The 13,723-nt window shown below is 69.9% G+C and carries 12 protein-coding genes; 6 read left to right on the top strand and 6 right to left on the bottom strand.

Annotated elements, in window-relative coordinates; all coding sequences use genetic code 11:
* Positions 1-271: 271 nt before the first annotated feature.
* Genes ABIN76_RS10805 through ABIN76_RS10830 form a run of 6 tightly spaced genes read left to right on the top strand, consistent with a single transcriptional unit; the run spans position 272 to position 6,221 of the window.
* Positions 272-1,321, top strand: coding sequence for a hypothetical protein (locus ABIN76_RS10805; protein WP_346959716.1), 1,050 nt, complete (start codon positions 272-274; stop codon positions 1,319-1,321).
* Complete coding sequence (locus ABIN76_RS10810) at positions 1,318-2,031, top strand: DUF4129 domain-containing protein (RefSeq protein WP_346959717.1); 714 nt, start codon at positions 1,318-1,320, stop codon at positions 2,029-2,031. The genes ABIN76_RS10805 and ABIN76_RS10810 overlap by 4 nt, the downstream gene beginning before the upstream one ends.
* Positions 2,028-3,185, top strand: coding sequence for a DUF4350 domain-containing protein (locus ABIN76_RS10815; protein ID WP_346959718.1), 1,158 nt, complete (start codon positions 2,028-2,030; stop codon positions 3,183-3,185). Before ABIN76_RS10810 ends, ABIN76_RS10815 begins: the two co-directional genes overlap by 4 nt.
* A complete protein-coding gene (locus tag ABIN76_RS10820; RefSeq protein WP_346959719.1) occupies positions 3,182-4,198 on the top strand; it encodes a MoxR family ATPase in 1,017 nt (338 codons plus the stop codon). Before ABIN76_RS10815 ends, ABIN76_RS10820 begins: the two co-directional genes overlap by 4 nt.
* Positions 4,199-4,201: 3 nt before the next feature.
* Entirely contained in the window at positions 4,202-5,494 is a 1,293-nt protein-coding gene (locus tag ABIN76_RS10825) for a DUF58 domain-containing protein (RefSeq protein WP_346959720.1), read from the top strand.
* A 16-nt stretch (positions 5,495-5,510) separates the two neighbouring features.
* Complete coding sequence (locus ABIN76_RS10830; protein WP_346959721.1) at positions 5,511-6,221, top strand: DUF4166 domain-containing protein; 711 nt, start codon at positions 5,511-5,513, stop codon at positions 6,219-6,221.
* A 3-nt stretch (positions 6,222-6,224) separates the two neighbouring features.
* Here the strand turns inward: ABIN76_RS10830 and ABIN76_RS10835 are convergent, their stop codons facing one another.
* From ABIN76_RS10835 to ABIN76_RS10860, 6 genes are all read right to left on the bottom strand, one after another.
* Entirely contained in the window at positions 6,225-7,256 is a 1,032-nt protein-coding gene (locus ABIN76_RS10835; protein WP_346959722.1) for a hypothetical protein, read from the bottom strand.
* An 8-nt stretch (positions 7,257-7,264) separates the two neighbouring features.
* Positions 7,265-7,702 carry a chorismate mutase gene (locus tag ABIN76_RS10840; RefSeq protein WP_346959723.1) on the bottom strand — a complete coding sequence of 146 codons (438 nt, stop codon included), beginning with the start codon at positions 7,700-7,702 and terminating at the stop codon, positions 7,265-7,267.
* 153 nt (positions 7,703-7,855) lie between these two features.
* Positions 7,856-9,571, bottom strand: coding sequence for an ABC transporter ATP-binding protein (locus ABIN76_RS10845; protein ID WP_346959724.1), 1,716 nt, complete (start codon positions 9,569-9,571; stop codon positions 7,856-7,858).
* Positions 9,568-10,602 carry an ABC transporter permease gene (locus ABIN76_RS10850; protein WP_346959725.1) on the bottom strand — a complete coding sequence of 345 codons (1,035 nt, stop codon included), beginning with the start codon at positions 10,600-10,602 and terminating at the stop codon, positions 9,568-9,570. Before ABIN76_RS10850 ends, ABIN76_RS10845 begins: the two co-directional genes overlap by 4 nt.
* A 1-nt stretch (position 10,603) precedes the next feature.
* On the bottom strand, positions 10,604-11,695 hold the full coding sequence (locus ABIN76_RS10855; protein WP_346959726.1) for an ABC transporter permease: 1,092 nt from the start codon (positions 11,693-11,695) through the stop codon (positions 10,604-10,606).
* 132 nt (positions 11,696-11,827) lie between these two features.
* Complete coding sequence (locus tag ABIN76_RS10860; RefSeq protein WP_346959727.1) at positions 11,828-13,462, bottom strand: ABC transporter substrate-binding protein; 1,635 nt, start codon at positions 13,460-13,462, stop codon at positions 11,828-11,830.
* Positions 13,463-13,723: the final 261 nt, after the last annotated feature.

Here is a 13,723-nt window from a genome sequence, read left to right on the forward strand (position 1 = left end):
ACCTAACGAGCCGCAGCAGCGCGGCCGGCAGCCGGGGGACGGCCCGCCCGCGCAGCAACCGCAGTGGGACAGCCGGCCTCAGTGGGGGCAGCAACCGCAATGGGGAACCCCGCCGCCGCCCCCTCCGGCCCCGCAGCCGCCGTGGGACAACCGGCCGCAGTGGAGGCAGCAACCCCAATGGGGGCAACAACCCCAGTGGGGGCAGCAACCGGGCCCGGGTTTCCCCGGCCCGGGCTCCCCTCACCTGTCGCCCTACGGCCAGCCCCGTTACGTGGCCCCGCCGAAGCCCGGCATTGTGCCGTTGCGTCCGTTGATGCTGGGCGAGATCCTGGACGGCGCCTTCCAGACCGTCAGGCGCAATCCCGCGGCCATGCTGGGCGCGGGCGTGATCGCCCAAGGCCTCGGCTCTGTCGTCTCCGCCGTCGCGCAGACCGGCGCCGTCTCCGGGTGGTCGCCGGCTCCGTGGCTGGAGGGCATCGGCCCCTCGCAGGCGGCGGCCCTCGTATTCGGCATCGCCGGCGTCGGCCTGGTGTTGATGCTCTTGACCGTCCTGATGTCGGTCGTCATGCAGGGCGCGATGGCGGTTCCGGTGGCCCGCTCGCTGCTGAACAGGTCGACGGGCTTCCGCCAGATGTGGACCCTCTCACGCTCCCGGACCGGTGCGCTGCTGGGGTTCGCCGGCCTCATGGTCCTCGGGGTGGCCGCCGTCGCCGCCGTCGTGGTGGTGGGAACGGTGGCGCTCGTGCGCGTCCTGGAGCGCGCTGCCGCGCTGGCCCTGGTCTTCCTGTTTCTGGCCCTCACGGTTGGGCTGGTCTGGCTCGCCGTACGGTTGCTCGTCGCGCCCGCGGCGATCGTCGTCGAGGAGATCGGCGCGGCCGCCGGCCTGCGCCGCTCCTGGCAGCTGACCCGCGGCAACTGGTGGCGCATCCTCGGCGTCACGCTGGTGGTCGGCCTGCTCGTTGGCGTCCTTACCCAGATCATCCTGATTCCCGTGAACCTCCTCGGCAGCGGCATCGGGGCCACGGTCTTCGCCCAGGGCGGCGAAGGTGAGTCCCAGGCGGTCCGGATCATGGTCACCGTCATCGGCGCGGTGGTCGGCGCCCTGGTCGCAGCCCTGGGCTTCGCCTTCCAGACCTCGGCCGTCGCCCTCGTCTACCTGGACCTGCGGATGCGCAAGGACGGGCTGGACCTGTCCCTGCTGCGGCAGTTGGAGACCGGCAGCGACCCGGAAGGGGTCCCGGGACGGGGTTCAGCGGTGGTCCGCGGGGACACCTCCGCCTGGCAGCAGCCGCCCTACGGCCCTCCCCCATTCCGCGGATGACGGGTATCCCCGCCCTCGCGGCGGACCGTGCCAGGGCGGCGCTGTCCGCACAGTTCCAGCAGGAACCACCGGTGCTTCCCGGACGCGACGAAGCCGGACGCTGGGCCGCGGAAGAACTCGCGAAGGCGCCGTACCGCGCCGCCGAGCCCAGCTGGCTCGACGATGCGCTTGCGGAATTCGCCCGCTGGCTGCGGACGCTGACCGGCAACGGCGCCCCGGGCGGCGACGGCGGTTATGCCGTGCCGCTGCTGCTGATCATCGCCGCCGTGGTCATCGGCGTCGCCGTCCTGGTGGTGCGGCCCCGGCTCAACGCCCGGAACCCCGCGGTCAAGGACGTCTTCGACGCCGGCCCGGACCTGACCCCGGCGGCGCACCGTGAGCGCGCCGCGCAAGCGGCCGCCCGCGGGGACTGGCCCGCTGCCGTCGTCGAACAGTTCCGGGCCCTGGTCCGCGCGGCGGAAGACCGCACCGTCCTGGACCGGCAACCCGGACGGACCGCCGGCGAGGCCGCCGCCCGACTGGGCCGTGCCTTCGGTGCGCACGCCGGGGGGCTGCAGGGCGCGGCACTGACCTTCGACGCCGTCCGCTACGGCGGCGCGGCGGCCGGCCCACACGAGCATGCGGCACTGGCCGAGCTCGACGCGGCGCTGGCCGGCACCACTCCGGACTATCAGGGCACCGGCACGGACGCCCTTGTCAGGCCGCTGTGACCGGCGTGTCGACGCTGCGCCGCTGGCTGCGCCGGCACCGCACCTGGACCGTGCTCGGCGTCGTCTTTGTCGCCGCGCTGGTTCTCACGGCGGTCCTTCAACTGCAGCCCCGCGGCGACCGGACGGCGCTGTCCACCCGCAACCCTGCCCCGGAAGGAGCGCAGGCCGCCGCGGAAATCCTCCGCCGCCACGGCGTCAACGTGCAGCAGCAGGACTCTTTGGAGGCGGCCAGCCAGGCGCTGGAGGCCGCCGGACACGCCGGCGAGCGCACCACCGTCCTGCTCTACGACCGCAACGGCTACCTCGGCCGCGACCAGCTGCAGTACCTGGGCGGTGCCGCGGACCGGCTGGTGGTGATGACGCCCCGGCTGAACACGCTGCAGGGCGTGGGCGGCGGGATCGTGCAGGCCGGAGTGGTTCGGGACGGCACCGGGGCGCTCGCCCCGGCCTGCGGTCTTTCGGACCCTGCCGCCGCCGGCACGGTCTCGGCCGCGAACGGCTACCTCTACGACGGAGAAGTGGTCTGCTACGAGCCGCGCGACGGCGGGGGCGGCCTCTACGCCGGCAGCGAGGACGGCCGGACCGTGGTCCTGGGCAGCACCGAAATCCTCAGCAACGGGGCCCTCGCCGACCAGGGCAACGCCGCTCTTGTGCTGCGGACCCTCGGAGCGGAGCCACGGCTGATCTGGTATCTGCCCGGGATCGCCGACGTTCCCGCCGCGAGGGAACCGGTGACCCTCGATCAGCTCGCCGCGCCCTGGACCCACGTCCTGGGGCCCTGGCTGGCCTTCGTGGCGGTGCTCGCAGTCTTCTGGCGCGGCCGCAGGCTCGGTCCCCTGGTCTTCGAGCCGCTCCCCGTGGTGGTTAAGGCGGTGGAGACGGCGGAAGGACGGGCCCGCCTCTACCACGACGCCCGCGCCGTCGACCATGCCGCCGAAGTCCTCCGCGCCGGGACTCTGGTGCGGCTGGCCAGGATGCTCCGGCTGGGACCGGACGCCGGGGCCGCAGCCATTTCTGACGCGGCCGCCCGGCACCTGGACCGGGCAGCGGAAACCGTCGCCGCTGTCCTCGACGCCACACCCCGCGCCGAGGCCGACCTCGTGCGCTGGGCCCAGGAGCTGGACCGACTAGAGAAAGAGGTACACGCCCGATGAATGATCAGCCAAGCGTCTCCACGCACGCCCCGGAAGCCCCCGGGCAGTGGGATTCCCTGGACCGGGACCCCCTCCGGCAGGCACTGCTGGACGTGCGCCGCGAGGTCGGCCGGGCCGTCGTCGGGCAGGACGCCACCGTCACCGGGATGCTGATCGCCTTGCTGTGCCACGGCCATGTGCTGCTCGAGGGGGTGCCGGGGGTAGCGAAGACCCTGCTGGTGCGCAGCCTCTCGGCCGCCCTCAGCCTGGACACCAAGCGGATCCAGTTCACCCCGGACCTGATGCCCGGCGACGTCACCGGCTCGCTCGTCTACGACTCGCACACCTCGGAGTTCAGCTTCCGCGAAGGCCCGGTCTTCACCAATATCCTGCTGGCCGACGAGATCAACCGGACGCCGCCCAAGACCCAGGCGTCGCTGCTGGAAGCGATGGAGGAGCGGCAGGTGTCGGTGGACGGCGTCTCGCGCCAGCTGCCGACGCCGTTCATCGTGGCGGCCACGCAGAACCCGGTGGAGTACGAGGGCACCTACCCCCTGCCCGAGGCCCAGCTGGACCGCTTCCTGCTCAAACTGACCATGCCGCTGCCCGGGCGGGAGGACGAAATCGAGGTGATCCGGCGGCATGCGGCCGGCTTCGACCCGCGCAACCTGGCCGCCGCCGGGGTCCGCCCGGTGGCCGGCCGCGCCGAGCTGGAGCAGGCACGGCACGCCGTGGCCGCCGTCGAGATCGGCCCCGAGGTCCTCGCCTACATCGTGGACCTGGTCCGCGCCACCCGCGCGGCGCCGTCCTTCCAGCTGGGCGTCTCGCCGCGCGGCGCCGCCGCCCTGCTGAACGGCTCGCGCGCCTGGGCGTGGCTCTCCGGCCGGACCTTCGTCACCCCCGACGACGTGAAGGCCCTCGCCCTGCCCTGCCTGCGGCACCGGGTGGCGCTGCGCCCCGAAGCGCAGATGGACGGCGTGCAGGTCGACGGCGTGCTGGGCAGCATCCTCACCTCCGTCCCCGTGCCGCGCTGAGCCATGGCAGTTTCCGGACGCTTCGTGGTGCTGGCGCTGCTGGGCCTGATCCCGGTGGCGCTCTTGCCCGGCTGGGGCTCCGCTGCCTTGGTGGGCCTGCTGCTGCTTGCCGCCGTGCTGCTGGACCTGGCGCTCGCGGTACCGCTGCGGCAGGTCTCGGTGCAGCGCAACGACGCTGGCAGCGTCCCGCTGGCCGGGCAGGCCGAGTCCGTGCTCACGGTGGCCAACGCCGGGCGCCGGATGTTGCGGGGGCTGGTCCGGGACGCCTGGCAGCCCTCGGCCGGCGCGCGGAACCCGGTCCAGCCCCTGCTGGTCCCGCCCGGCGAGCGCCGCCGGGTGACCGTCACGCTGCAGCCCACGCGGCGCGGTGAACTGGCCGCCGCGCACGTCACGGTCCGCGCCTTCGGCCCGCTGGGCCTGGCCGCCCGGCAGCGCACCTTCCCGTGCCCGGGCACGCTCCGGGTGCTCCCGCCGTTCCACTCGCGGCGGCACCTCCCCTCCAAGCTGCGCCAGCTGCGCGAGCTCGACGGGAAGGCGGCAGTGCAGATCCGCGGCGCCGGCACCGAATTCGATTCCCTGCGCGACTACGTGCGCGGCGACGACGTCCGCTCCATCGACTGGCGCGCCACGGCGCGCCGCTCCGCCGTCGTGGTCCGGACCTGGCGGCCGGAACGGGACCGCCGCGTCGTCATCCTGCTGGACACCTCCCGCACCGCCGCCGCCCGGATCGCCGACGAGCCGCGGCTCGACACCGGCATCGAAGCGGCGCTGCTGCTGGCCGTCCTGGCCGAACGGGGCGGGGACCGGGTGGACTTCCTCGCCTTCGACCGCAGGCTCCGGGCGCAGGCCGGCTCCGCGGCCAAGGGAAACCTGCTCGGACAGCTGGTCCAGGCCATGGTCCCGCTGGAGGCTGAACTCATTGAACTCGACTGGCCGCAGATACCGGCCCGGGTCCGCTCCGTGTCGGCGCACCGCTCCCTCGTGGTGCTGCTCACCGCGCTCGACGGCGGCGCCCCCGAAGAGGGGCTCCTGCCGATGGCGGCACAACTCGCGCAGCAGCACGTGGTGGTGGTCGCCTCGGTCCGCGACCCCCAGCTCGGCGAAATGCAGCGCGAGCGCTCGACCGCCACCGGTGTTTTCCGCGCCGCCGCGGCCGAACGCGCCCTGCTGGAACGCGAGGCGGTCAGCGCCCAGCTGCGCCACGCGGGCGTCGAAGTCGTCGACGCCGAACCGGCGCAGCTGCCGCCGGCGCTCGCGGACGCGTACATTCGTTTGAAGGCCGCCGGACGGCTGTGACCCCCAGGAGGATGCCGTGACCAGTTACGACCCCATCTACCGGCTCGGGCTCGGGCCGGACTTTTCCCGGCTGCAACCCGAACTGCAGGACTATTTCTCGCTCGCCCCGGGTTCCGGCCATTACGGCGTCGGCGAAGGCGTCTTCGACGTCGTCGGGTGCCGGCAGCGCTGGCTGCGTCCGCTGCTGCGGCTGGCGACCGGCGAGCAGGCGTTCTTCCCGGAGTACGGCGAGGGCATCAGGTTCCGGATCGAGAACCACGCCCATCTTGACCCCTTCGGACGCTCCAGCCTGACCGCCCGGCGGGAAATTTTCTTTCCGCAGACCACCAGGATCTTCCATGACACCACCAGCCTGGACTCCTCCGCCGGCACCCCGCGGCTGGTGGATTACGTCGGCCGGTACCGCCGGCTGGTCACCGACCTCAACCTCAGCGTCACGCCGGAAGGCCGGCTGCGCGGCGTCTCGGAGGCCTCCCGGCTGTTCCTGGGCCCGCTGCGGATCCCGCTGCCGGACGCCCTGGACGCCAAAGCGTACGCCGAGCAGTGGTGGGAGCCGGACGAGGGCCGGCACCGGATCCAGGTCAAGGTGATCCAGCCGCAGATCGGCCTGGTGCTGGTCTACGCCGGGCACTTCGACTACCGGCTGGAGCCTTACCCGGACGCTGCCGCGGCGCCGGGCCATCTTCCCGAACGCGCACGGCCCGACCGCTGGGAAAGCCGCGTGTAGGTCCTAGCCGAGCGCGAGCTGGTTCAGCCCGTCCGCGAGCTGCGTCAGCCGGGTCAGCACCGCCGTCGCGGACTGCGGCGTGTAGCCGGCGAGGCCTGCCGACGGCGTGACCCGCACCGAGCCCAGCGCGGTGGCCGGGAGCCCGAGCTGGCGCCACGGGCGCCAGAGCGTTTCGACAGCCTGGGGCACACGCGGCAGCGCCGCGGCGGGATCGTCGACCTGCAGGGTCCCGGCCCACAAGCGTTTCCCGGACTCCACCGCGCCCGCGATGTGTTCCCACTGGCGGGAGGTCAGGGCCCGCAGGGGCACCGCGAACCCGTCCGCGCCGGCGGCGAGGATCCGGTCGAAGGGCGCCTCCACTTCCGGCACGGAGACCACGATCTCGGCCGCGCCGGCAGCCCGCAGGGCGTCGATGACGAGCCGCCACGATTCGGTGATCTCCGACCCCGCGACCGCGCGCAGGGTGCGGTAGCCGCTGGAAGTGGGGATGGTGCCGGCCATGACGGCGGCGATGTCCGGCTCGTCGAGCTGCACCACCAGGCTCGCGCCCGGCGCCGCGGCGGCAGCCCGGCGCAGGTAGGCGCCCACACCGGCGGCGAGCGAGGCCGCGAGGTCCCGCCGTGCGCCGTGGTCAATCAGGGCCCGTTCCCCGTTGTGCAGGTGCAGCCCGGCGGCGAGGCTGACCGGGCCCCGCAGCTGGAGCTTGAGCTCCGCGGCCGGAGTGTCCTCGGCCCCAACGACGTCGGCGAGGACGTTGAGATCAGTGGACAGGGCCGACCGGGCGCGCAGGAGGTCCTTGCCAGGCCGGTCGACGAGCCGCCAGCCGTAGGGCTGGACGTCGACGGCGAGGCCTTCCAGCAGTGACGCAGTGCGGCCCAGGGCGTCCGAACCGACGCCCCGGTCGGGGAGCTCGGCGAGGAAGGGCAGGTGTGGGCTGCCCAGCTCGCCGCGGATGATGCGGGCGGCCTCGACCGGGTCTTCGCCCGGCCACGGCCCCAGGGCGGTGGCCGTGACCTGGCCGGGGATCTCTGGCACAGGCACTGCTACGCTTCGGCGGCGACGGCGGGGTCCGCGTCAGCCGTGGACCGCTGCGCAGCGGCCTGGTGGGCCGCCGCCTGGTGGTCCTCCGCAATGGCCTCGTGGTGGCGGATCACCTCGCCGATGATGAAGTTCAGGAACTTCTCCGCGAACGCCGGATCCAGGTGGGCTTCGGCGGCGAGCCGGCGCAGGCGCGCGATCTGTGCCGTCTCCCGTCCCGGGTCGCCGGCCGGAAGCTTGTGCGCGGCCTTGAGGAAGCCGACTTTCTGCGTCGCCTTGAACCGCTCGGCCAGCAGGAAGACGAGCGTGGCATCGATATTGTCGATACTCGAACGGATCGAGAGCAGCTCCGCCATCACCGCGGGGTCCACCTGCCCGGCCAGGGAGCTGGCGGCGGGGTCGTAGCTATCGGCGTCGGGGAGGTTCTGGTTCTGCTCGGTCATTCGTCCAGTCTAGGCGCTGGCGCACAAATCCTTCCGGGTGTTAAGCGGCCGCGGCAAGGCAACGAAAGAGGGGCCATACCCGCCGTTCGTGAACGGCGGGCATGGCCCCTTCGCGGCAGCGCACCTCAGGGCGCCGCATGCCCGGCCGGGCTGTCAGGCCCCGAGTACCGCGCGGAACTGCTCGCGGCGCCGGGCCTGCTCGTCCGGGTCCGGAACCGGCAGGGACGCGATGAGCTTCTTCGTGTAGTCGTGCTGCGGGTGGCCCATCACCTGGTTTCCAAGGCCCTGTTCCACCATCTTGCCCTTGTAGAGGACACCGACCCAGTGCGAGAGGATGTCCACCACGGCGAGGTCGTGGCTGATGAAGAGGCAGGCGAAACCGAATTCGGCCTGGATCTCCTTGAACAGCTCCAGCACCTTCGCCTGCACCGAAACGTCCAGCGCCGACGTCGGCTCATCGGCGATCAGCAGCTTCGGGTTCAGGATCAGCGCCCGCGCCAGCGAGGCGCGCTGGCGCTGGCCGCCGGAGAGCTCGTGCGGGTACCGGTCGGCGTACGCGGCGGGCAACTGCACGGCTTCGAGCAGTTCGCGGGTCCGCTGCCGGGCCTGCGCCGGCGTCGGCTTGGTGTGGATGATCAGCGGCTCGGCGATGCAGTCCCCGATGGTGAGCTGCGGGTTGAACGACGCCGCCGGGTCCTGGAAGACGAAGCCGATCTGCTTGCGCAGCGGCTTGAAGGTGCGCTCCTTGAGATTGAGCATCTCGTAGTCCAGCACCTTCAGGCTGCCGCCCGTGGTCCGGTTCAGGCCCGCGATGGCGCGGCCGATCGTCGTCTTGCCGGAGCCCGACTCGCCCACGAGGCCGAAGACCTCGCCCTCGGACAGGGTGAAGCTCACCCCGTCCACGGCCTTGAACGCCGGACTGCCCAGGCGGCCGGGGTATTCGATGGTCAGGTTCTTGGCCTCGACCAGCACCTTGCCGCCCTGGTGGGCGCGCTCGGTCATGCCGGCCGAGGCGGAGTTCCGGCCCAGGTGCGGGACGGCGGCGAGGAGCTTCCTGGTGTAGTCCTGCTTCGGTTCCGCGAAGAGCACCCGTGCGCTGGCTTCTTCGACGACGTCGCCCTGGTACATCACAACGACGCGGTCGGCGAGGTCCGCGACGACGCCCATGTTGTGCGTGATGAGCACAATCGAGGTGCCGTACTGGTCCCGGAGGTTGCGCAGAAGTTCCAGGATTTCCGCCTGCACCGTGACGTCCAGCGCGGTCGTCGGCTCATCCGCGACGATGAGGCCCGGGTTCAGCGCCAGCGCGGCGGCGATCACCACGCGCTGCTTCTGGCCGCCGGAGAACTGGTGCGGATAGTAATCGACCCGGGTTTCCGGATCCGGGATGCCCACCTTGCGCAGGGCGTCGATCGCCCGTGACCTGGCCTCCTTGGCGCTGACCCGGCCGGCTCCCCCGTGTCCGGCGTGGGCGCGGATGCCCTCGGCGATCTGCCAGCCCACGGTGAAGACCGGGTTGAGCGCCGTCGAGGGTTCCTGGAACACCATGGCCACGTCCCGGCCGCGGATTTCCCGCAGCTTCGCGGCGCTGACGCTGATCACGTTGTTGCCGTTGATCAGGACTGCGCCGGAGCTGATCGCCGTCTCCGGCAGCAGCCCCAGGATGGTTTTGGCGGTGACGGTCTTGCCGGAGCCGGACTCGCCCACGATCGCGACGACTTCGCCGGGGTTGACCTCAAGGCTGACATCCTTCACCGCGTAGACGTCCCCGGCGTCGGTGGCGAACGTGACCCTCAGGTGGTCGATGTCCAGCACCGGTCCGGAGCCCCGGGTGTGCTGGTCTGAAACGGAGCCGAGATTGGTGCTCATGAACTTCTCACTTCTGCTGTGTCCGCGGCCGGTGCGCTGGAGCTACCGGGTCCGGCAGTGTCGGGTCCGGCTTTGCCGGAAGCGGCCTTCTTGCGACCCCGAAGGCGCGGGTCGTTGAGGTCGTTGATGCTCTCGCCGACCAGGGTGAGCCCCAGCACGGTGAGGACGATGGCCAGGCCGGGGAAGACACCCGTCCACCAGATACCGGAGGTCGTGTCCGCAAGCGCCTTGTTGAGGTCGAAACCCCATTCAGCGGCCGAGGTCGGTTCGATGCCGAAGCCCAGGAAGCCCAGCCCCGCGAGGGTGAGGATGGCTTCGGAGGCGTTCAGCGTGAAGATCAGCGGCAGGGTGCGGGTGGCGTTCCTGTAGATGTGGCGGGTCATGATCCGGATGTTGGACGCGCCCACCACCTTGGCCGATTCAACGAAAGGTTCGGCCTTGAGCCGGATGGTTTCGGCCCGAATCACGCGGAAGTACTGCGGGATGAAGACCACGGTGATGGAAATCGCCGCGGCCAGGATGCCGCCCCACAGGCTGGAACGGCCGCCGCTGATCACGATCGCCATCACGATCGCGACCAACAGGGACGGGAAGGCGTACACGGCGTCGGCGATGACCACGAGGATCCGGTCCAGCCAGCCGCCGATGTAGCCGCTGACCAGGCCCAGGATGACGCCGATGAAGATGGACATGATCACGGCCACCACAATCACCAGCGCGGCGGTCTGCGCGCCCCACACGACGCGGGAGAACACGTCGTAGCCGCCGACGGTGGTGCCCAGGAGGTGCTTGCCGCCGGGGGCCTGCTGCGCGGGGAAGCCGCCGTCGGCGTCGGAAATCTGGGAGAAGCCGAACGGCGCGATCAGCGGAGCGAAGATTGCGGTCAGCAGGAACAGCGACGTCAGGATGAGCCCGGCGACGAGCATGCCGCGTTGCAGGCCGACACTCTTGTTGAAGTGGGAGACGACCGGCAGCTTCCCGAACCAGGGTTCCCGGCGGTTGTCGTTGACGCTATTGGGTTCGATGCTCATGTCAGTACCTCACGCGGGGGTCGATCAGCGCGGCGATGATGTCCACGATGAAGTTGGTGACGGCCACGATCACGGCAAGCAGGACGACGATGCCCTGCACGGCCACGAAGTCGCGCGCGGTGAGATAGCTGGCGAGCTGGAAACCGAGGCCTTTCCATTCGAACGTGGTCTCGGTCAGGACGGCGCCGCCGAGCAGGACCGCGATCTGCAGGCCCATCACGGTGATGATGGGGATGAGCGCGGGCTTGTAGGCGTGCTTGGTCACCAGGCGGAATTCGCTGACGCCGCGTGAACGGCCGGCTTCCACATAGTCCTTGCCGAGCGTGCCGATCACGTTGGTGCGCACCAGCCGCAGGAAGATTCCGGCGGTCAGCAGGCCCAGCGCGAGGGCGGGCAGCACCGCATGGGCGATGACGTCGCCGAGGGCATTGAAATTGCCGCTGCGGAGCGCGTCGAGCCAGTAGATGCCGGTGGGCGCCTGGAGCGCGGTAAGGGCAAGTTCCGTGGAGGTCTTGGCCCGCCCGGCAACCGGAAGCCAGCCGAGCCAGACCGAGAACGTGAGCTTGAGCAACAGGCCGGCGAAGAACACGGGCGTGGCGTAAAAGAGGATGGCCATAATCCGCAGCACGGCGTCGGGGGCCTTGTCCCGGCGGTGCGCGGCGATCATGCCCAGCGGAATGCCGACGAGCAGGGCCACGATAACGGCGTTGACGGCCAGTTCCAGCGTCGCCGCACCGTAGGTGGTCAATACCTCCACGACCTGGCGGTTATCCGAGAGCGTGGTGCCCAGGTTCCCGGACATGAGCTGGCCAAGGTACTCGAAGTACTGCACGAAGATGGGCCGGTCATAGCCGGCCGAGGCGATTCGTTCTGCGAGCTGTTCGGGCGGGAGCCGGCCGCCCAGGGCGGCGGTGATGGGATCACCGGTGATTCGCATCAGGAAGAACACCATCGTCACGAGAATGAGGATGGTCGGGAAGATCAGCAGGAACCTGATCAGGATGTATTGGCCCAGTCCCCCACCGGACGCCTTCTTCTTTGTCGGCAATAGGCCGTCGGCGTCGCTGGGCGGCGCCTCAATAAGTGTTGTCATTGGTACCTAAATGTGTGTTTCCATCGGCTTCGTGGGCCTCCGGAATCGGTTGTCCTGCTCTCAGCAAGAAAGGCGGGACGCCGCGCAGGCGCCCCGCCTCCTTGGCTGGTCAGGACCGGATGGGGAATGGACCTACTTGGAAATCACGCCAAGACGGGTCTTGAAGGACGCGTCGAGGGTCTTTTCGACACCCTGGACGTCCTTGCCGGCGACCATCAGCTGGGCGCCCTGCAACAGCGGCAGCGTGGAGAGGTCCTTGGCAACGGCCGTCTGCGCCTCGCCGAGCAGCTTCTCGCGCTCACCCTTGTCCACTGTCGTGAGCTGCTTCTTGATCAGCTCGGTGACGGTGGGGTTTTCGTAGTGGTTCTTGAGGAAGTTGCCCGGGATGAAGAACGGGGTCAGGTAGTTGTCGGCGTCGGAGTAATCCGGGAACCAGCCGAGCTGGTAAACCGGGTAGACGTCCTTGGTGCGGTCCTTGGAGTAGGTAACCCATTCGGTGGACTGCAGGTCAACCTTGAACAGGCCGGACTTCTCCAGCTGCTCCTTGATCATGGCGTACTCGTCGCCGGAGGACTTGCCGTAGTGGTCCGGGTTGTACTGCAGCTTCAGGGTGACCGGCGCGGTGACGCCGGCGTCGCTGAAGGCCTTCTTGGCCTTGTCGAGGCTGGGCTTGCCGCTGCCGTCGCCGTACATTTCCTTGAGCGGGGTGATGGCGCCGACGAAGCCGTCCGGAACGACGGAGTACGCCGGCAGGTAGGTGCCCTTGTAGACCTGGGTGGCGATCGCGTCGCGGTCAACGACGTTGGCCATCGCCTGGCGGACGGCGAGGGCCTTGGCCGGGTCGGCGTCGGCGGACTTGGCGCCGAACGGCATGGTGTCGAAGTTGAAGACGATGTAGCGCAGCTCGCCGCCCGGGCCCTTGTGGACCTTGACCTTGGAGTCCTTCTCGAGGTCGGCGGCGTCGGTCGCGGTCAGGCTGCGGCCGGCGACGTCGATGTTGCCCTGCTGGACATCGAGCTTGAGGTTGTTGGAGTCCGCGTAGTACTTGATCGTGGCGCCGTCGTTCGCCGGCTTGCCGAGCAGGCCCTGGTAGTCCGGGTTCGCCTTGAGGCTGACGAGCTCGTTCTTCTTGTAGCTCTCGATCGTGTACGGTCCGGCGAAGGGCTTGCCCTTGACGATGTCGTCGTCGCTCATCAGCTTGTCGGCGGCGAAGACCTCTTCGTCGACGATCGGGCCGGCGTTCGCGGCGAGGACGCCCGGGAAGACTTGGTCGTTGCCTTCTTTGAGCTTGAAAACGACGGTGGAGTCGTCTTTGACTTCCACCGAAGCGAGGTTGCCCAGCAGCGACGCCGGGCCGTTGTCGTCATTGATCTTGACGACGCGGTCGATCGAGAACTTCACGTCGGAGGACGTCAGGGCGTGGCCGTTGGCGAACTTGAGGCCCGGCTTGAGCTTGACGGTGTACTCCGTCGGGCTCGTGAAGGACGCGGACTCGGCGATGTCCGGGGTGGAGTCAGCCGTTCCGGGCTTCGAGTTCATCAGGAACGGGTAGATCTGGTTCATCACCATGAATGAGCCGGCGTCGTAGGAGCCGGCCGGGTCGAGGGTGACGACTTTGTCCGTGGTGCCGTACGTAATGGTGCCTCCGCCTGCGGCGCTGCCGGAGGCCGTTCCGCCGCCGGAAGGGCCGGTGCAGGCCGTCAATGCAAAGGCGGAAACCCCGGCGAGCGCGATGGCGCTCTGCAGGGCCTTTTTGTTCATTGCCATCTGTGAACTTTCTGTTCGATGAGTACTAGTGCGCAGCCCGAAGTAGCTTGACTCGAGGGGCGCCCACTGTCCTGATTCCTAGATTCAACCAGAAGACCATGGCGTGAATCGCAATATCTTGTGAGTTGAGACACAAAATTTACACGATTCCACGGAACTCATCGTTTTCTTCAGCGAAAGGCCCCGATACTCGGCACCCCGCGGCCGCCGGACATGCCCCTCCTCCAGGCACGGCAGCGGACATGTCCCATCGGCAGGCCG

It is taken from the genome of uncultured Arthrobacter sp., from assembly GCF_964021775.1.
Taxonomy (GTDB): Bacteria; Actinomycetota; Actinomycetes; order Actinomycetales; family Micrococcaceae; genus Arthrobacter.

Coding starts and splice junctions, on each gene's coding strand:
- ABIN76_RS10810 (WP_346959717.1), top strand. CDS start 1,318: ATGACGGGTATCCCCGCCCTCGCGGCGGACCGTGCCAGGGCGGCGCTG.
- ABIN76_RS10820 (WP_346959719.1), top strand. CDS start 3,182: ATGAATGATCAGCCAAGCGTCTCCACGCACGCCCCGGAAGCCCCCGGG.
- ABIN76_RS10825 (WP_346959720.1), top strand. CDS start 4,202: ATGGCAGTTTCCGGACGCTTCGTGGTGCTGGCGCTGCTGGGCCTGATC.
- ABIN76_RS10840 (WP_346959723.1), bottom strand. CDS start 7,702: ATGACCGAGCAGAACCAGAACCTCCCCGACGCCGATAGCTACGACCCC.
- ABIN76_RS10845 (WP_346959724.1), bottom strand. CDS start 9,571: ATGAGCACCAATCTCGGCTCCGTTTCAGACCAGCACACCCGGGGCTCC.
- ABIN76_RS10850 (WP_346959725.1), bottom strand. CDS start 10,602: ATGAGCATCGAACCCAATAGCGTCAACGACAACCGCCGGGAACCCTGG.
- ABIN76_RS10855 (WP_346959726.1), bottom strand. CDS start 11,695: ATGACAACACTTATTGAGGCGCCGCCCAGCGACGCCGACGGCCTATTG.
- ABIN76_RS10860 (WP_346959727.1), bottom strand. CDS start 13,462: ATGGCAATGAACAAAAAGGCCCTGCAGAGCGCCATCGCGCTCGCCGGG.